Raw genomic sequence first — 18,528 nt, 5'->3', positions numbered from 1 at the left:
AGAACATATCGATAATCTGATCATCTGTGTAGGGTTCCTGCTGCTGTTCATATAGGGATACCGAAGTAAATGCGGATACTTGATTAATCAATGGTTCTCCTCCTTTTTGTCGCACAACAGTTATTGTACGACATCACTAGGGGGAGTGTAATCCCCCACCAGTAGGAAATATGTAAATGTGTGTCGTATTTTGTTGGAGGGTGGTGCAAAATGTCAAATGCAATACACGTTGATGATTGATGAAATGAATCAACTGATGGACAAGGACAGCATTACCTACGACCACAGTGTCAGAGTTTCCTCATTAGCTAAAGTGATGGCCCGCGGTTTAAATCTGAATGAACGACAAACCAATCACTTGGTAACGGGGTGTTTTTTGCATGATATCGGCAAGCTGCGCATTCCCCAAGAAATCTTGAACAAAACATCAGCTTTGACTTCGCATGAGTGGGATTTAATAAAGCTTCATCCGAGTATAGGAGCAAAGCTCTTGCAAGAGTATCGACATCTGGATAAAGAAATCGTAGATATTGTCCAATTTCATCATGAGCGTTGGAATGGCGGAGGTTATCCAACTGGTATAAGCGGACGCAATATTCCAGATTTTGCACGAATTTGTGCGATCATTGATGCATTTGATTGTATGGTCTCGAATCGTCCGTATCGACAAGGAATGTCAGTCGGAGAAGCAACGAATCAGTTGCTATTGAATGCTGGTCAGCAATTTGATGAACATTATGTGCGTATTTTTATCCAACTGTTTAATCTGGAGCCTTTGGGTTCTCGCAATGATCCTAAATAATTCGACCGGAGATGACAAGATGAGCATACTTTTACAAGAGCAGTATATTGAGATAGTGTTGGGTAAGGCGTATTATGCACTAGCCACTCAAGAGGTGGATAAAATTATTAAAATGCAAACGATTTTCGATACTCCTGAAGACAACTCCTATGTACGAGGATTTATATATTTGCGTGAAAAAGCCATACCGGTTATTAGTTTGCGAACTCTTTTTGGTATGACAGAAGAGGTGTTTACTCCAGCTACGCGTATTATTATTCACAAGCATCAACGTGAATCGATAGGCTTTATTGTCGATCAGGTCAACAAAGTCTCCGTCTACGAGAACATACAGCCTGTACGGGATAAAGTAGGCTCTGTGAGAGGTGCTTATTTTAAAGGAACTACGAATCGTGATGGCATGCCTGTGGGTGTATTGAATATGAACGAGATTGTTGCACACGCGTAATATGCAGAATGTAGAGCCAATTAGTCTGTCAACCCTCTGAACATTAAAATTTTCTTATCTGATTCTAATAGAGTAAATGAAAGCCAGAAGCAGCAAGGGATCGTTATGCCCTTGGTAGATGCTGGCTTTTTTTTGCGTGTTATACTCGTTGCATGCCAGGGTACAGCCCACTAATCACATAAATTTTTTGATATACAGGAGGGAATACAAATGAAAATTTTGAACAAACAGCAAATCGGTAAAACGTTGATCGCCACTACAGTCAGCTTATCCATGTTATTTTCGGTATCTGCGATGGTGCCGTCGAATACAGCATACGCGTACAGCGCATCCAAAGCGAATTCGATCATTGCTACGGGTAAAAAATATATGGGTGTTCCTTACAAGTTTGGTGCGACATCGGGACAGACCCGTAATTTCGATTGTTCAACATTCACGCAATTTGTATTTGCCAAGTATGGAATTCATCTTCCGCGTACCAGCCAGCAGCAATCGAAAGTAGGTACCTATGTGCCTAAGAGCCAATTGAAGCCGGGTGATTTGGTATTCTTCTATTCCCCAGTCCATCATGTTGGGATCTATATCGGTAATGGCAAAGTGCTGCATACGTATGGCAAACCGGGTGTTACGATATCGAATATGAACAACGCCTTCTGGAAATCTAAATATAAAACGGCACGCAGAGTACTTTAAGCTGGACAAGCTTTTAGTTGCAGGCTGATTAAGCAGCTTCAAAATCGATATTACTGCTGCCATTTAACTCTCCGTTTTTTGAGACGGGGAGTTTTTGGCGTGAAATTCCGGCGCGTCCGCCACCTGTGTATCGTATCGGAGAGGCAGCTTCACGGTCACCTGGGTTCCTGCACCGATTGAGCTTGTTATGGTGACGGTTCCCTTGTGAAGCCGGACGATGTTACGCGCAATAGCAAGTCCCAAGCCACTGCCGCCGGTATCACGGCTTCTGTCTTGATCGACGCGGTAGAAGCGATCAAAGAGTCGAGGAATATCCGTGGTTTCGACACCGATCCCTTGATCAATGACCTGCAATACTATGATATGCTCATCCCGTTGATCCTTGAAGAGATTGATACGGACCGGCTTTTGGCTGTATTTGATCGCGTTATCGAGCAGAATAATGAGCAGCTGCTTGATTTGTCCGGGATCACCGTATAGCGGAATATTGGGCGACTCGCTTTCCACTAGAATGGATCGATGAAACGCCTGCTGAAGCGCTGCAGCTGTTGCTCGCACAAGCTCAATCAAGTCGAAGATTTGCCAGAGCTTCTGGCCCTCCGCTTCCGTATTGGCAAGTGTTAGCAGAGACTGAGTCAGGTTGCGCAGTCGGGCGGCTTCGGATTGAATCGCTTCGATAGCTTCCTCACGAAGTGCGGTATCGTTGCCACCCCATCGTTTTAAGAGATCAGCGTAGCTTTCAATGATGGTCAGAGGCGTTTTCAGCTCATGTGATGCATCGGCCAAAAACTGCTTTTGTCGATTAAAATTGTGCTCAAGCTTGCCGATCATCGTATTGAAGGTTTGGACCAATTGGCCAAGCTCATCCTGCTGCCCGTGTGGTGGAACTGCCATCTGCATGAAGACGCCGTTCTGTTGATTGACTTCCATAATAAACGCGAGACGATGAATCGGTCGCAAAATAACCCTTGTATAATACATCCCGCTCATTAGGGAAAAGAAAGCTGCCCCAAGTGTCGTGAACATTAGCACGGTAACCAGCACACGCAAATATTCATCCAGTGTATCCAGCTCTCGCCCCATCTGGAGTGCTCCCAAGGTTACGTTGTTCTCATCGATGATCGGAGTTTGTATGAAAACGATCAGCGTATTAGGCGTTTTAATTGTTTTGGCAAAACCGCGAGAGTTGAAGGTGGCCGGTATAAGGCTTAACTGATCCTCTGAATGCAGATCAGCCATTACTTGCGAATTTGTATCAATAATCCGAATCATCGACTGAGGCGTGAGAAAGGGCCGAAGCCAACCAATGCGACCCCAACGCTCAGGGTTATAAAGTCCGGGTTGGGACATGATGGGCTGAGCAGCTTCCCACAATAGACGGATTTCATTTTTGGTTGTCATGTTCACTACTGTAATATAGGTGATCACATTGAATAGCAGCAAAACGAGCAGCAAGGAAAAGGCGATCAGCAGCGTTATTTTCGTGCGCAATTTCACTTGGGAGTCTCACCATCTTTGACCAGATAGCCGACACCACGAAGCGTATGGATCAGCTTGTTGGGGTAGCCCTGATCGACCTTCTGTCTTAGGTAACGGATGTACACGTCCACTACATTCGTATCCCCAATAAATTCATATCCCCATACCTGTGATAAAATTTGTTCACGGGACATCACTTCCCCAGGCCGGCTTGCCAAGTAATAGAGCAGATCAAATTCTTTGGTTGTAAGCTCAATGGATTGTGTTTCCCGTTTCACCTGTCGGGTACGTATATTCATGCTTAAGCCATCTATATGAATTTCATCTCCGTGAGCACCATCACTACCCGTATCAATAGGCTGCGATTGAAGGCTTACTGCGGACATACGCAGCAGATTGCGAACACGTGCCAGCAGCTCCTCAATGGCAAATGGTTTCGTCATATAATCATTGGCTCCCTGATCAAGACCACTGACGCGGTCGGGAACCGTATCCCGTGCCGTTAGTAGGATAATCGGGATTTGAATGCCTTGCTGACGAATGCGCCGGAGCACTTCCAGACCGTTAAGCTTTGGAAGCATGATATCTAGTAAAATGAGGTCCCAACTTTGTTCGAGCGCAGCATCCAGACCATCCCTGCCATTTTTGGCGCAATACACCGAGTAGCCTTCATGCTCCAGTTCGAGCTGCAGAACCCGTGCAATTTTATTCTCGTCTTCAATGACCAAAATGCTGTGCTTCAAGCTGTTCACCCGCCCATGCTTGGTATGTAGTGTACATGTAGTATGCGGCTTGGGAGCGGAAAATATGAAGGACAGCATTGGAATGTGTGTGGTGCATAGCTCGATAATAAATAAGGATACGGAAGTTACGGAGAAAAATAGCTTGAAACATCATATGAATTATAATATATTGAATATACATCGTATGAATTTAAGCAAAATGATGAAGTGCAGGTGAGTTGGTGAACAAAAAGTTAACATATGAAACCGTGTATGATGAGATCAAACGGAATATTAAGGAAGGGCACTGGAAGCAGGGTGAGCAGCTGCCGCCGCTGGAACAGCTATCCGCTGAGCTCGGTGTAGGCATTTCATCGGTTCGTGAAGCGGTGCGTATCCTTGGCAAGCAAAAGATTTTACGAATTGAGCAGGGCCGCGGCACCTATGTGGAAAGTGAGCTGACGGAAACACCGGAGCATCGCTTGGACTTTCTGGAGCGGGCGACTATGCTGCAGCTAACGGAAGCGCGGTTGATCATAGAGCCGGAGCTTGCCGCGATGGCTGCCGACAAAGCGACCCAGGAGGAAGCGGAAGCTATTGTGGCGACGGCGGATGCGATGAAACGCAAGGTAGAGAAAAAACGTGATTTTCTAAAGGAAGATATGGAGTTTCATGATCTTATAGCTAAAGCCTCGCATAACGAGATTATGTACCATATGCTGGACCGGATGAGCGATTTGTTAGTGGACAGCAGACGCAAATCGATGAAATGGCAAGGGATGAATGAGAAAGCGTCTTCATTTCATTACTTAATCGCGCAGTCGATAGTACAACGCAACCCGACACAGGCTCGTGCTTTGATGAAATGCCATTTGGAAGATATGCTAACTGAATTTCATAAGGGAGAGATTAAAGATGAAAATTAAATCGATGGAATTGTTTAAAGTACCTCCGCGTTGGCTGTTTTTGAAAATTACGACTGATGACGGAATTGTTGGCTGGGGAGAACCTGTCGTAGAGGGCAAGGCCGATACCGTGCGGACAGCTGTTGAGGAAATGAGTGAATATTTGATTGGCAAAGACCCCGGAAATATTGAAGATTTGTGGCAGGTGCTGTACCGCGGAGGCTTTTACAGAGGCGGTCCGATCCTGAGCAGTGCCATTTCAGGAATTGAGCAGGCTTTGTGGGATATTAAAGGGAAAAAGCTGGGTGTGCCTGTGTATGATTTATTAGGCGGTCCTGTACGCGACAAGATGCGTGTGTATGCATGGATTGGCGGCGATAAGCCATCCGATGTAGCAGAAGCTGCGAAGGAAAAGATTGCTCAGGGCTATACCGCCATTAAAATGAATGGTACCTCTGAAATGGAGTGGATTGATTCTCCTGCCAAAATTGAAGAAGCGGTGGAGCGTCTGGCTGCTGTGCGCGCAGCTATTGGCAACAGTAACGGAATTGGTGTCGATTTGCACGGACGCGTACATAAGACGATGGCTAAGGTATTGATCAAGGAGATGGAACCGTACAAACCGATGTTCATTGAAGAGCCGGTACTTGCCGAAAATTATGAGGTCATTCATGAAATTACAAAAGGCTCCAGCGTACCGATTGCAACAGGTGAACGGATGTATACGCGTTGGGACTTCAAACGTCTGCTGACGCATGGTGGCGTTGACATCATTCAGCCTGACTTGAGCCATGCCGGGGGCATTTGGGAGGTTCGTAAAATCGCAGCGATGGCAGAGGCTTTTGACGTGGCAGTTGCCCCGCATTGTCCACTTGGGCCGATTGCATTGGCATCCTCGCTTCAATTGGATTTCTGTACCCCGAATTCTTTTATTCAGGAACAAAGTCTCGGAATTCACTACAATCAAGGGTCTGACCTGCTGGACTACTTGGTAGATCCGGGCGTATTCGATTACGAGGGCGGCTTCGTGAAGCGGCTGACCAAGCCGGGACTGGGCATTGAAATTGATGAGGCGAAGGTGCGCGAAATGGCAGCTATCGGCCATCAATGGCGCAATCCGGTATGGCGTAATGAGGATGGCGTAGTAACGGAGTGGTAGGAAGCTGCTGAATGAACTCCTGAAGAGCTGTGTTTGTGCACAGCTCTTTTTTGGCTTTAACAATGATTCGATGGAATATATTCAGCATCAAGCTTTTGCACCTGCTGTCAGGCATTCAATCATGGTACCTATTCCTTGTTCAATCGCTGAATCCTTCACATTGGAAACATTCAGCTTCAGGATTGGCGCTTTGGGAAAGTGAGGTAGAAAATGCTTGTCAATCGCTTCGATAATGACAGAATGGGACTTCAGCTTCGCTACAAGCTTGGGAACGGAAATCGAAGGGTTCAGCACGATATGGGTATGAATGCAAGGCTGCTTGGCTTGGGTAAAAGTGAACAAACCGGGATGCAGATCATGAAATCGCTGCAGCGTATCAGCCAGCAGCCGGGCCCGCTGTCCATAAGAGGAGCTGATGTGCTGCTTATGCCTTTCAAACATCCCGCTTTTGAGATAAATCTCAAGGGCTCCCTGTGATAGCATCGAGCTGTCGATATCGAGCAGCCGTTTATATCGATTGAACGCATCCGACAAAGCATCAGGAATGACGGCGATACCAATGCGTAAGCCGGGGAAAATAATTTTGGAATAGCTTTTCAAATAAATCACATGTTCCGTGGTATCATATGCATATAAAGGATCAGCTTTGCTGTCCTGCTCCAAATCAGCTAAATAATCATCCTCTACAAGGTACACATCATATTTGCGTGCCAGCTCGACAATGGCGATTTTGTCTTCCTTGCTGTAGGAGCTGCCAAGTGGATTCTGGAATCGAGGCATCGTGTAAAAGAACTTGATATCCCCAGTGCGGAACAGTACCTCCAGCTCCTGCAAATCAATGCCTTGAGCAGTTCTTGCAATGCCCATGACCGGAATTTGATGCGTGGTCAAATGCTCTATAAACAAATGATAGCTGGGCTGCTCGATCAATATCGTCTGCTTTTGATTGGGAAACGGCAGCGAGGTGAGGATGGACAAGGCTTGCTGCACTCCGGAAACAATGAAAAGTCGGTTTTGACTTGTAAATACTTGATAATTAGCAAGCTGTTTATGAACAACCTGAATGAGTGAGGGCAGACCTTTGGAAGTGCCGTATACGAACAGATCGTTTTTGTACGTATCAATCGCTTTATTGATGCAATGCTGGAAATCCAGATAGGGGAAAATTTCCGAATCGGGGGCGGCCCCTGCAAAGTCGATCTCAGTCGGCTCCTCCAATTCCTCATTCATCGTGCGTTTGACTACATAATAACCGCTCTTCGGTACCGAATAAATTCGATGCCGTTTCTCAAGCTCTTCCATCGCCTTGATGACAGTGCTTTTGCTATAGCCGTATTGCTCGGCCAAAGTGCGAATGGATGGAAGCTTATCCCCTTCTTTATATGGATGGCTCTTGATCAATGCCTCCAATTCATTCAACAGCAGCCCATACTTCAGCATCTTCCCACTCCTCCATATTCATCTGTATCGGTACAGATGGTCGTTTTGATCATTGTAGCACAGCGGGTTTCCGGTTACTATGAAGCCATAACGGCCGATAAATCTAATGTACTGCATGCGCATGCGTACAGAGAGAAGAGTGGAAAGATGAACAACAAACCGAATCAAAACGCATTTTTAGCCGCGGCACTTTACGCCTGCATCATAGGCTGCTCGTATTTATTTGTCAAATTGGCGCTGGAGTCGGCCCATCCTGTGGACCTGCTGGCACACCGCTTCACGATATCGTTCGTTGCAGCATCGCTTCTGGTGCTGTTTGGCTGGATTCGCTTCAACATCAAGCTTAAAGAAGTGATCGCTATCGTACCCTTGGTTGCCATCTATCCGGTATTGTTCTTTACATTTCAAACCTATGGTATGGTCGATACGTCCTCATCGGAGGCGGGAATTATTCAGGCAACCGTCCCTATATTCACACTGTTAATGGCGATGTACTGGTTGAAGGAACGCCCAAGTATGCGTCAAAAGCTGTCAACCCTGCTATCTGTGGCAGGTGTCGCTTATTTGTTCGTATCCAAAGGAATTCATTGGCAATCCGGTGGGTTTCAGGGGAACATGCTGATACTGGCCTCCGCGATTTCTTTGGCCGGTTATGGCGTGCTTGCCAGAAAGCTGCTGCGAAATATTAGTGCGACGAGCATCACGTATACGATGACAGCTATCGGCTTTGTATTCTTTAACGGGATGAATATTGTACGTCATGTAGAAAACGGGACAATAGGGCAATATTTTGAGCCTTTTACGAATATGTGGTTCGTGGGTTCGATTCTTTATCTGGGTGTGATGGCTTCCTTGGTATCCTCGTACCTGTCCAATTATGCGCTGTCGAAGATGGAAGCTTCCAAGATGAGTGTATTTAACAATGTATCGACGCTGGTTACTGTGACGAGCGGGATTATTTTTTTGCAGGAGCAGCTGACGCTGGATACGATCATCGGAGGCGCAGCCATCATTGCCGGAGTTATCGGCACCAATTGGAAACGGACGGCCAAGAAAGCCGCTGCCAACAACGTTTCTATGTAGCCTTTTAGTGGTAATAGGAAAGTAGGAAATTAACAGAAGATGAATTCTGATTCGAAGGAGCTGGACGTATGCGAGAGCCATTTCAACTAAAACCTGCTAACGGCTGGAAAGGCGTTATCGGCTTGCTGCTGTTAGCGGTTGTACTGCTGCTTATATTTGTGGCGCTCAAAATACCGAACAGAGTCCAAGCCGTCGGAATCGGATCGAAGCTTCCCGAGCACCTTAACTTGACCTGGCAGCATGATCCCAAGACAACCCAAAGCTTTACGTGGCGTACGGCATCAGGAAGCGCGGGAACAGTTGTTGAATATATGAAAACGTCCGAATATGGCGGCTTTCCATCCAAAAACGCTCAGCACATTACAGGAGAGGAGGTGCCATTCCTCTCTGACGTGGGTGAAATGCTGATGCATGAGGCCGAGGCTGTGGATTTGCAGTCGGGTGTATCCTATACGTATCGTGTGGGAAGCGGTAAAGATGGGGAATGGAGCGGCCCCTTTCAATTTGTAACGGGCCCTGAGGAGCAGCAGCCCTTTACTTTTATATTTGTGTCTGACACACAGGCTGCAGCCGATCCAACAAACGTTAGCGGTTATGGTGTATGGGGTGAAATGCTGAATAAGGCGCTTGATCAACAACCGGACGCACGCTTTCTGCTGCTTTCCGGTGATATTGTTGATGTTGGTTACTCGCAGGCACATTGGGAACGCTGGTTTGAAGCGGCCAAAGACAAGCTGCCTGGGCTCAATATGGTGCCAACGCTTGGCAATCATGATGTGCTGAAAACGGGAACGAAAAATTTCCGTGCCCAATTCCAGCTGCCGCAAAACGGGCCTGTTGGGGAGAAGGAGCTGGCATATTCTTTCGATTATGGTTCCGTGCACTTGGCCGTGCTTAATAGCGAAGGCAATTTATCGGCTCAGGCTGCCTGGCTTCGCGAGGATATGCTGGCTAGTGCTCTGCCATGGAAAATCGTTGCTTTCCATCGATCGCCTTACCAGAGCCACGCGGCGCGTGCCAGCCTGGATGTACGAGATGCGTGGACACCGATCTTTGACGAAGCGGGTGTTGATCTCGTGCTGACCGGCCATGATCATGCTTATATGCGCAGCTGGCCTTTATATAAAGGTCAAAATGTTGCAGAAGGCGAAGGCACTACCTATGTGATTGGAGGAACGGCTGGGCCCAAGTTTTATGATATGGGTGACTACCCGTGGATGAAGGTTAAATTTGATGATAATACGCAAATTTTTTCGGCAGTCACGGCAGCCAAAGAAGATTTGACATTCCGTGTGACGACTCGCGACGGCAGCAGTGTAGACGCGTTCACGATCCACAAGCCTGTACCGGGACAACCCTATGCAGATGTAACACCGGCGCACTGGGCCTACACTACGATCGACCGATTAAGCCGCGAGGGCATTGTGAACGGTGTGGCACCGCAGCGCTTTCGGCCAAGCCAGGAAACGACGCGAGCGGAGTTCACCTCGATGCTTGCAAGAGCGCTTCACTTGCCAGCTTCTTCAACAGCTGCACCCTTTATCGATGTAAAGGAAAGCGATTGGTTTCAACCTGTTGTAGCCTCAGCCGTAAAGGCGGGCTTGATACAGGGCAGTGATTCGAATCACTTTGCTCCCCATGAACGGTTAACTCGTCAGGAGCTTGCAGTGCTGCTTGTACGCGCATATGACTCACAAGCGCAGGCAGCAGTCCGTAACGGTTCAGGTACAAATACTCAGCTGTCATCATTTGCCGATCAGACCCAAGCGGCGGGTTGGGCTGCCACTTCAATTGAAGCGGCACTTGAGCTTAAGCTGCTGTCAGGGCGTACGGAAAGTCTTTTTGCTCCAATGGCATTTGCGACACGCGCTGAAACAGCCCGTGCTTTGGAGAATTTACTAAATGTGCTTAATCAAGGCAAATAACCGTTCAAGCCGTGATATATAGCTGCAAGCAAAAGCCATCCCTTATCATCATACGTAAGGAATGGCTTTTGATGGTTTATTGTATCAAGGTCCAGCATCGTACCCAATCTACCAAATTCCCCTTGATCGCGTACGTTCAGTTGTGTAGACAAGCGTGCGCTCTGCAAACGCCATACCCTCTCGCCGCAGACTTGTCCCATCCGTTTCCAGCTCATCCAGATCGGCGTCATCATTCCAGGCCATCACCATAATTTTACCCTTGTCGAGCTCTTGCTCATATCGATCCGCCTCTTCCTTGGATAGTCCAAGGGAGTGCATCTTGACACGCAGCTGGTCACCACGAGAACGGAATAGATTGGTGAACGTATTTGTATGTCCTTGTTCATGTATACCTACTTTATTGGATGACATTAATTTACTAAGAGCATCTGTCGTTCCATCATGGGCGATTACATAAATTTCCTCCAAAGTGTAGCCCTCCCGTTGAAAAGCGCGAATTTCCATAATCACCTGCTCCTCGTGCATCACCAATTTCACCTTGTTATTCATCATATCGCTCCTTTCTGATTTAAAAGAAAACGGTTTCATGAAGGGTATCATTCATTAATTTTTCCAACGCTTGGATAAAATATAAGGTCTATTAACCTTATGTATGATAGTTGAAACAAGCAGTGTGATTCAATGCACCGACACAAGGTTACATACATAGTAGAACTAAGTTATACTAAAACAGAATTGGTTATGTAACTCAACTAATAAGGGGACCCATTATGAGCATCGCAATTGTAGACGATAATCCGGTTAACCTGATGGTAATCGAGAAAATATTAAAGAGTGCGGGATACGAGCATTTTATTAAAATGGAGTCGGCAATCGAATTATTGGCTTTATTGAATGCAGAATCAGATGGTCAGCCTAAGGTTTCTATTGATTTAATATTACTGGATATGATGATGCCCGAAATGGATGGACTTGAGGCCTGTCGGCGCATTCAGAAGCAGGAAAGCTTGCGGGATATTCCGATCATCATAGTTACGGCAGTGGGCGATTCAAATTTGCTTGCTGATGTTCTGGAGGCTGGAGCGATCGATTACATTATGAAGCCTATCAACAAGGTCGAGCTGATTGCGCGGATTCGGGTCGCCCTGCGCCTGAAATTTGAGAAAGACTGGCACAAAGAAAATGAGGCGCGTATACGCAGTGAGCTGGATTTGGCCAAGCAGGTGCAAAGCAGCGTACTGAGTCAACCGATCTATCGAGATGAGCTGAGCATATCTGCATCGTATCATCCTTCATTTGAGCTGGCTGGAGATTTGTATTCCTGGTATCGGCTGGATGATCATCGCTATGGCATTATATTGCTCGATATGATGGGCCACGGGATTTCATCTTCGCTTGTATGTATGTTTATCTCCTCGGTTATGCAGGACACGATCACCCGCTTTGTAGCTCCTGAAATGGTTATTGCCGAACTAAATCGATATATGAGCCAATTGAATAAGAAAAATTCGTCGGTCAGCTATTATTTTACGGCGATTTATTTGGTGATCGACACCCACAACAAAACCATTGAGTACGTAAATGCCGGACATCCGCCTGCCCTGCTGTTTGAACGGGACAAACCTCCTGTGCAGCTCAATAAGGGCAGCTTTGCAGTCGGATTTTTTGAGCAAATGGACATTCAAAAGGGTGTGTTCACCTATGAAAATGAGATTGAGCTGTTTCTATTCACGGATGGGCTTCTGGAGGCGCTGGAAGAAGACGGCTTTGATGAAATTGACAAGCTGACAGAAGGACTGAAGGCCTGCTCGGGACAGGATTTGGATTGTATCGTTGACGAGCTGCTGCCTCTGGAAATTCGCGATCAGCAGGAAGATGATATCTGCATGGTGCTGGTTCGCGCGCGCTAGCCTTGGTGTTGATCAGGTAACGGGAAGAAAGGTGAAGCGTATGATGAAAATTAAAACAAAGCTGTTTTTGGGCTTTGGCATATTGATGCTCCTGATGTTTGCTTTGGCAGGAATCGGGATAAACCGGCTAACTACGCTGGATAAGAGCATGAATGAAATATTCAGTAACCGCTATGCAAAGGTGCAGATTGCATCGACGCTGCGCAATGATACGGCTGAGCTTGCTAAGTACGTCGCCAATTTACTTTTGAATGAGGATCCAGGCTCCAACGCCAAAATACTTGAAGCGATTCGTACCTCTACGCAGAAGGTGAACACTTCGATGGGGCAGATCCAGAATTTGTTTAAAGGCCCGAACGAACAGCAGCTGGCTATGGATATGATGAAAAAAGGCAAGCAGTTTCTGGATTACAAGAATGATATCGTCAATTTAACCCGAGCCAATAAAAAGGAACAAGCCAACAGCTTGCGATCTGAAGATGGTTTGACCTATCAGCAGGAGTTTTTGGACAGTATCGCGGCTGCGAGTCTATATCAGAATGACGCCCTGATTCAAGCTATGGAGAGCGCACAGGAGGAAAGTCGTAAAACCTACCTGTACACAGGAGTGCTGACGATAGTAAGCCTGCTGTTAAGTGTCGGGATTATGTTTTGGATCGTTCTGGGAATTACCCGGGGACTTGGCATGTTATCAGGCATTATTTCCAACTTCGGGAATGGGGGAGGCAGCTCAGGCTCGTATCGGGTAGCTGTAAAAACTGCAGATGAATTTGGGGACATTGCCCATATTTTTAATGCCATTACGGATAATCTTGAAGGTATGACTCACAATGAGCGTAAACTAAGCAAGCTTAATGCGGATCGCGCCTGGCTTCAAACCAATATCGCTGAGGTATCTACTCAATTGCAGGATACACAGCGGCTGGAGGAAGCTTCGGAGAAATTCATTGATGCCTTATGCCGGATTATTGGAGCCCAGCGCGGGGCCATGTACATTGTGGAGCAGGAGGGCAGTGAGCGCAAAATTGTTTTAAAAGGCACCTACGCCATGCCTGAGCACCCTATTATGGAGCAGATTCAACCTGGACAAGGCTTGATTGGACAAGCGGTTAAAGACGGTCAATCGATAACACTCAGTGAAATTCCCCCAGATTATATTAAAATTTCATCTGCCTTTGGTTCCATGCCTACCGTATCGCTGGCCGTGCGGCCCGTCACGCATAGCGATCAGGTGATAGCCGTCTACGAGATTGCTGCTGTCAAACCATGGAGTGAGCTTGAATTGCAGCTGCTGGATCATCTGAATGAGATTGCAGCCATTACGATTCATCGAATTAAAGGGCAGCTTCGAGTGGAGGAGCTTCTGCGTATTTCACAAATGCTGACCGACGAGCTGCAAAGTCAGTCGATGGAGCTGCTTACTCAACAGGAGGAGCTGCAAGCTTCCAATTGTAAGCTGGAGCAGCAGACGGAAGCGCTGCAGATGTCCGAAAAGCAGCTGCAGCAGCAGCAGAGAGATCTGGAGCACAGCAATGATGAGCTGAGGAAAAAAACGAGACTACTGGAAGAACAAATACAGGAAACCGAGGAAATCAACCGGCAGATTGAACATGCCCGGGATACATTGGAAAAGCAGGCACGAGAGCTGGCATTTGCCTCCAAGTATAAGTCGGAATTTATGGCCAATATGTCACACGAGCTTCGTACGCCGCTGAATAGCTTGCTTATTTTATCTCAGCTGTTAAAGGAGAATAAGGAAGGCAATTTAACCAGCAGGCAGGTCGAGTATGCCGAGACCATCCTTTCTTCTGGAACAGACCTGCTGAGGTTGATTGATGATGTACTGGATTTAGCCAAGGTAGAATCAGGACGAATGGATATTCAGTACGATAATATACTCGTATGTGATGTGAAGGAATCATTAATGAAAGCCTTCATGCCCATATCGAGAAAGAAAAATGTGAAATTTCAGTTTGAAGTGGATAAGCACACACCTAAGCACATGTTTACGGACAGTATGCGGCTGCTGCAAATTTTGAAAAACCTGCTGTCCAACGCGTTTAAATTTACGAATGAGGGCAGCGTTTCTGTTCATATAGCACCTGTAGAAAAGGATCCCTCGATATTAGCCTTTTCGGTAACCGATACGGGGATCGGCATTCCTTCTGAGAAAAGCCGCATGATCTTTGAAGCCTTTCAGCAGGCGGATGGCACCACAAGTCGGAAGTATGGCGGCACCGGATTGGGCCTTTCGATCAGTAAGCAGCTGGCCAATCTGCTTGGTGGAACAATTGAACTGAATAGTACGGAAGGACAAGGCAGCGTGTTTACGTTGTATGTACCTCATCATGCGATACCAAGCGACGAAATCGGGAATCGGGAAGTAGCTGCTGCTGCCGAATTGGAGGCATTTTTTACTGAACCGCGGCAAGCGGCTTCTCCTGCTCCCGGTATTGCTTTATCCCTGCCTCTGCCTGCTCAAGAGCAGCTGACATCACATAAGGATCAGCAGGCTCAGACAACCGACCTGCTGTTACTGGATGACCGGGACTCCATAGGAGGAGATGACCGTGTATTGCTGCTTGTTGAGGATGACGTCCATTTTGTCAGTATTTTGGCCGACATGGCTCGTGAGCGCGAATTTAAAATATTGATAGCACTGGACGGGGAATCTGGACTTCGTTTGGCAAAGCAGTATAAGCCTGATGCGATTCTGCTCGACATCCAGCTGCCTATCATAGACGGCTGGTCGATTCTCGTACAGCTAAAGAACGATACGGAAATGCGTCATATTCCGGTGCATGTGATTTCAGTGGTCGATGAAGTCCTTCAGGGGCTTGCCATGGGGGCGATAGCCTATTTGCAGAAGCCTTCCGGCAAAGATCGTCTGGAGGAAGCTTTTGCCCAGATTGAAGCCTTTCTGGAGAAGGGCTCGCGCAAGCTGCTCATTGTCAGTAAAGACTCCGTTCAACGGCATAATATGATGGAGCTTATCGGTCACGATGACGTTCATATTGTGGCTGCAGACGGTGGCTTGGAGGCTTGGGAATGTCTGCAGCGGGAATCTTTTGATTGTATGGTCATTGATATGGGGCCGGACGATTTAAAAGAATTTGAGCTGCTGGATCAAATCAAATCCGCCGCTGAGCTGCGTGGACTGCCTATTGTGATTTATACACATCAGGTATGGGAGCAAAAGGAAAAGCTTAGGTTGAAAAAATATGCGGAATCGATCATCATTAAAGATGTGAGGTCGCCGGAGCGATTATTGGACGAGACCTCGCTTTTCTTACATCGGGTTGAAGACAATCTTCCAGAGGAGAAGAGGCAGATTCTGCGCAAGCTGCACAGTAAGGAAGAGATGTTTACAGGCAAGAAAGTGCTGCTGGTGGATGATGATATCCGCAATGTGTTTGCACTCTCCAATTTACTGGAGGGTTTTGATATGATCGTTAATTTTGCGGAAACGGGTAAGCAAGCTCTGGATCGGCTGCGCACAGATTCGGATTATGATATCGTACTGATGGATATTATGATGCCGGAAATGGACGGCTACGAGGCGATGCGCCAAATTCGTAAGCAGCCGGGCTTCGAGCAGCTGCCAATTATTGCATTGACCGCAAAAGCGATGAAGGATGATAGGGAAAAATGTATTCAGGCCGGTGCCTCCGATTATATTACCAAACCGATTCATACAGAGCAGCTGCTCTCGTTAATTCGGGTTTGGTTATGCCAATAAGATTAATCAGTCGTTCATCCCAGAAGAGCTTACAGAGGAAAGGGGACTACGCCATTGCACCAACCAAAACAGCCATCTGGAGTGCTGGAGCTGCGCGGGTTTTCGGATGAGGAACGGGAGAAGGTAGAAATTCAGCTGCTGCTCGAAGGTATGTTTCGATTATACGGCTACGATTTTCGCAATTATTCTTATCCGTCGCTTCGACGCCGAATATGGAACCGAGTCTATGCGGAACGTTTGCAGTCGGTATCCGAACTCCAGGCCAAGGTACTCCATAATCATGATAGTATGAAAAGATTAGTGTCCGAGTTAGTGATTCATGTTACGGAAATGTTTCGTGATCCACGTATGTTTGCTTATTTTCGAAAGCATGTCGTTCCGATTCTGCGTAATCTGCCATCGATTCGCATCTGGCATGCGGGTTGCTCTTCAGGAGAAGAAGTGTATTCAATGGCGATTCTCTTGCATGAGGAAGGACTGTACGATCGCACAACCCTGTATGCAACCGATATGAGCGAGGATGTATTGGAATATGCGCAAGCTGGGACGTACCCCCTCAATAAAATGAGGGAGTATACGAAGAACTATATTATAGCTGACGGTAAAAACGAATTTTCCAAATATTACTCAACCAGCGACAATGCTGCAACCTTTCATTCCGTACTCAGCAATAATATCGTGTTTGCCCAGCATAACCTCGTTACGGATCGTTCCTTTAATGAATTCCATGTGATTCTTTGCCGTAACGTCATGATCTATTTCAATTCCGACCTGCAGACAAGAGTACATGAGCTTATTTACGAAAGCCTGTGCAAATCGGGATTTCTCATATTGGGTGATAAAGAAACGATCACCTTTACCAAATATTCGGATTGCTATGAGCTGGTGAACCCGCAGGAAAAGCTGTATTGCAAACGGAAATGAACGAACAGCAGCAGACTCAAAAGAATGGAGCAGCGACTATGATAGAGCCGATTCGTATTTTGCTGGTAGACGACCAGACGGAAAATTTACTGGCTTTGGAAGCGGTGCTGGGAGACCAGCAATATCTTTTGGTCAAAGCGAACTCGGGGGAGGCGGCGCTTCGCTGTCTGCTATCCGATGACTTTGCTGTCATCGTTCTGGATGTGCAAATGCCAGGGATGGACGGATTTGAAACCGCACAATGGATCAAATCCCGCGAAAGGACCAAGGATATTCCGATCATTTTTGTAACAGCCGCTTACGGGGAGCGTGATCAGTCTTTCACAGCTTATTCCGTGGGGGCGATAGATTACATGGTGAAGCCCGTGATTCCTCACGTGCTGCGGTCCAAAATTGCCGGCTTTGTGCATATTTATTTAACCCAGCTGAAGCTGCAGCAGCAAACAGCGCTCTTAAATGAGCGCAATGAGGAGCTGGAGCTTGCCAAAGAAGCCGCGGAGCAAGCCGTGCGGGCTAAATCTGAATTCCTGGCTGTAATGAGCCATGAAATTCGGACTCCCCTGAATGGTGTCTTGGCGATGGCCGATCTCTTAATGGATACGGAGCTAAGTGCAGAGCAGCTGGAGCTTACCGAGACGATTCGCAAGAGCGGCGCCTCCCTGTTGGCGATTCTCAATGATATATTGGATCTGTCGAAGATCGAATCCGGCAAGATGGAAAAAAGCGAGGAGCTGTTCCATCTGCGATCGAGCTTGCAGGAAGTGTTTGATTTATTTCAGCTGGATGGACGGAAAAAGTCTTTTGATATGGCCTTCGAAGTGGATTCCTTGCTGCCAGAATATCTCGTTGGTGACGAAGCTCGATTAAAGCAAATCTTAATGAACCTAATCGGGAATGCTGTAAAGTTCACCAAAGAGGGCGGTGTATATTTGAGTGTATCCATGCTCAAAACCTACGATGAGGAAATCGAGCTGGAATTTAGCGTCAGGGATACAGGTGTCGGGATACCCGCCGGAAAAAGAAACGAGCTGTTTCGTCCATTCTCACAGCTTGATTCCTCAACGACGAGAAAATATGGTGGAACCGGGCTTGGATTAGCGATTTGCAAAAATCTGGCCGAATTGTTGGGTGGAACAATTCGACTGGATCCGGATTACATTAATGGCGCATTATTCATTTTTACGATCCGTGCCAAGGTAGGCGGAGTGGACAATTTAACTGGATAAGCAAATTAAGGAAGCAGCAGCTTGGCCATTATGGCAGGGCTGCTTTTTTTTGCTTCTGAACCCAATGTTTCAA

General features: G+C 46.9%; 15 protein-coding genes. 11 read left to right on the top strand and 4 right to left on the bottom strand.

Annotation, left to right across the window (positions count from 1 at the left end):
- Positions 1–232 precede the first annotated feature (232 nt).
- The 3 genes from LRL21_RS43080 to LRL21_RS43070 all read left to right on the top strand — a co-directional run bounded on the left by LRL21_RS43080 (position 233) and on the right by LRL21_RS43070 (position 1,943).
- Complete coding sequence (locus LRL21_RS43080) at positions 233–802, top strand: HD-GYP domain-containing protein (protein WP_240421914.1); 570 nt, start codon at positions 233–235, stop codon at positions 800–802.
- Between the two features lie 19 nt (positions 803–821).
- On the top strand, positions 822–1,250 hold the full coding sequence (locus LRL21_RS43075; RefSeq protein ID WP_240421909.1) for a chemotaxis protein CheW: 429 nt from the start codon (positions 822–824) through the stop codon (positions 1,248–1,250).
- Between the two features lie 210 nt (positions 1,251–1,460).
- Entirely contained in the window at positions 1,461–1,943 is a 483-nt protein-coding gene (locus tag LRL21_RS43070) for a C40 family peptidase (RefSeq protein ID WP_240421908.1), read from the top strand.
- Between the two features lie 63 nt (positions 1,944–2,006).
- On the opposite strand, the gene LRL21_RS43065 is transcribed toward LRL21_RS43070, so the two are convergent.
- Both LRL21_RS43065 and LRL21_RS43060 read right to left on the bottom strand, forming a co-directional pair.
- Entirely contained in the window at positions 2,007–3,440 is a 1,434-nt protein-coding gene (locus tag LRL21_RS43065; RefSeq protein ID WP_240421907.1) for a sensor histidine kinase, read from the bottom strand.
- Entirely contained in the window at positions 3,437–4,165 is a 729-nt protein-coding gene (locus LRL21_RS43060; RefSeq protein ID WP_240421906.1) for a response regulator transcription factor, read from the bottom strand. The genes LRL21_RS43065 and LRL21_RS43060 overlap by 4 nt, the downstream gene beginning before the upstream one ends.
- A 221-nt stretch (positions 4,166–4,386) precedes the next feature.
- Here LRL21_RS43060 and LRL21_RS43055 point away from each other — a divergent pair, with 221 nt between their 5' ends.
- Positions 4,387–5,070: a FadR/GntR family transcriptional regulator gene (locus LRL21_RS43055; protein ID WP_240421905.1), complete on the top strand. Its 684-nt coding sequence runs from the start codon at positions 4,387–4,389 to the stop codon at positions 5,068–5,070.
- The gene (gene dgoD, locus LRL21_RS43050; RefSeq protein WP_240421904.1) at positions 5,060–6,208 is read left to right on the top strand and encodes a galactonate dehydratase; all 1,149 of its coding nucleotides are present in this window, start codon (positions 5,060–5,062) and stop codon (positions 6,206–6,208) included. Before LRL21_RS43055 ends, dgoD begins: the two co-directional genes overlap by 11 nt.
- Before the next feature lie 87 nt (positions 6,209–6,295).
- Here dgoD and LRL21_RS43045 read toward each other — a convergent pair whose 3' ends face one another.
- The gene (locus LRL21_RS43045) at positions 6,296–7,648 is read right to left on the bottom strand and encodes an aminotransferase-like domain-containing protein (protein ID WP_240421903.1); all 1,353 of its coding nucleotides are present in this window, start codon (positions 7,646–7,648) and stop codon (positions 6,296–6,298) included.
- Between the two features lie 147 nt (positions 7,649–7,795).
- Here LRL21_RS43045 and LRL21_RS43040 point away from each other — a divergent pair, with 147 nt between their 5' ends.
- Positions 7,796–8,731: a DMT family transporter gene (locus LRL21_RS43040; RefSeq protein WP_240421913.1), complete on the top strand. Its 936-nt coding sequence runs from the start codon at positions 7,796–7,798 to the stop codon at positions 8,729–8,731.
- Positions 8,732–8,799: 68 nt separating this feature from the next.
- The gene (locus LRL21_RS43035; protein WP_240421902.1) at positions 8,800–10,656 is read left to right on the top strand and encodes an S-layer homology domain-containing protein; all 1,857 of its coding nucleotides are present in this window, start codon (positions 8,800–8,802) and stop codon (positions 10,654–10,656) included.
- 108 nt (positions 10,657–10,764) lie between these two features.
- Here the strand turns inward: LRL21_RS43035 and LRL21_RS43030 are convergent, their stop codons facing one another.
- Positions 10,765–11,208 (bottom strand): YflT domain-containing protein, encoded by a 444-nt coding sequence (locus LRL21_RS43030; protein WP_240421901.1) that lies wholly within the window; start codon positions 11,206–11,208, stop codon positions 10,765–10,767.
- A 218-nt stretch (positions 11,209–11,426) separates the two neighbouring features.
- Between LRL21_RS43030 and LRL21_RS43025 the strand changes: the two genes are divergently transcribed.
- From LRL21_RS43025 to LRL21_RS43010, 4 genes are read left to right on the top strand one after another with little or no spacing between them, the layout of a single operon-like run.
- The gene (locus LRL21_RS43025) at positions 11,427–12,566 is read left to right on the top strand and encodes a PP2C family protein-serine/threonine phosphatase (protein ID WP_240421900.1); all 1,140 of its coding nucleotides are present in this window, start codon (positions 11,427–11,429) and stop codon (positions 12,564–12,566) included.
- 40 nt (positions 12,567–12,606) lie between these two features.
- Positions 12,607–16,305 (top strand): response regulator, encoded by a 3,699-nt coding sequence (locus LRL21_RS43020; RefSeq protein ID WP_338044773.1) that lies wholly within the window; start codon positions 12,607–12,609, stop codon positions 16,303–16,305.
- Between the two features lie 54 nt (positions 16,306–16,359).
- A complete protein-coding gene (locus tag LRL21_RS43015) occupies positions 16,360–17,229 on the top strand; it encodes a CheR family methyltransferase (protein WP_275901186.1) in 870 nt (289 codons plus the stop codon).
- On the top strand, positions 17,226–18,455 hold the full coding sequence (locus tag LRL21_RS43010; protein ID WP_240421899.1) for an ATP-binding protein: 1,230 nt from the start codon (positions 17,226–17,228) through the stop codon (positions 18,453–18,455). The genes LRL21_RS43015 and LRL21_RS43010 overlap by 4 nt, the downstream gene beginning before the upstream one ends.
- Positions 18,456–18,528 lie beyond the last annotated feature (73 nt).

Origin of the sequence: Paenibacillus periandrae, assembly GCF_022458865.1 — a bacterium.
Taxonomy (GTDB): Bacteria; Bacillota; Bacilli; order Paenibacillales; family NBRC-103111; genus Paenibacillus_S; species Paenibacillus_S periandrae.
Note: the sequence above shows the minus strand (reverse complement) of the source record. Positions and strands in the feature narration are given on the sequence as shown.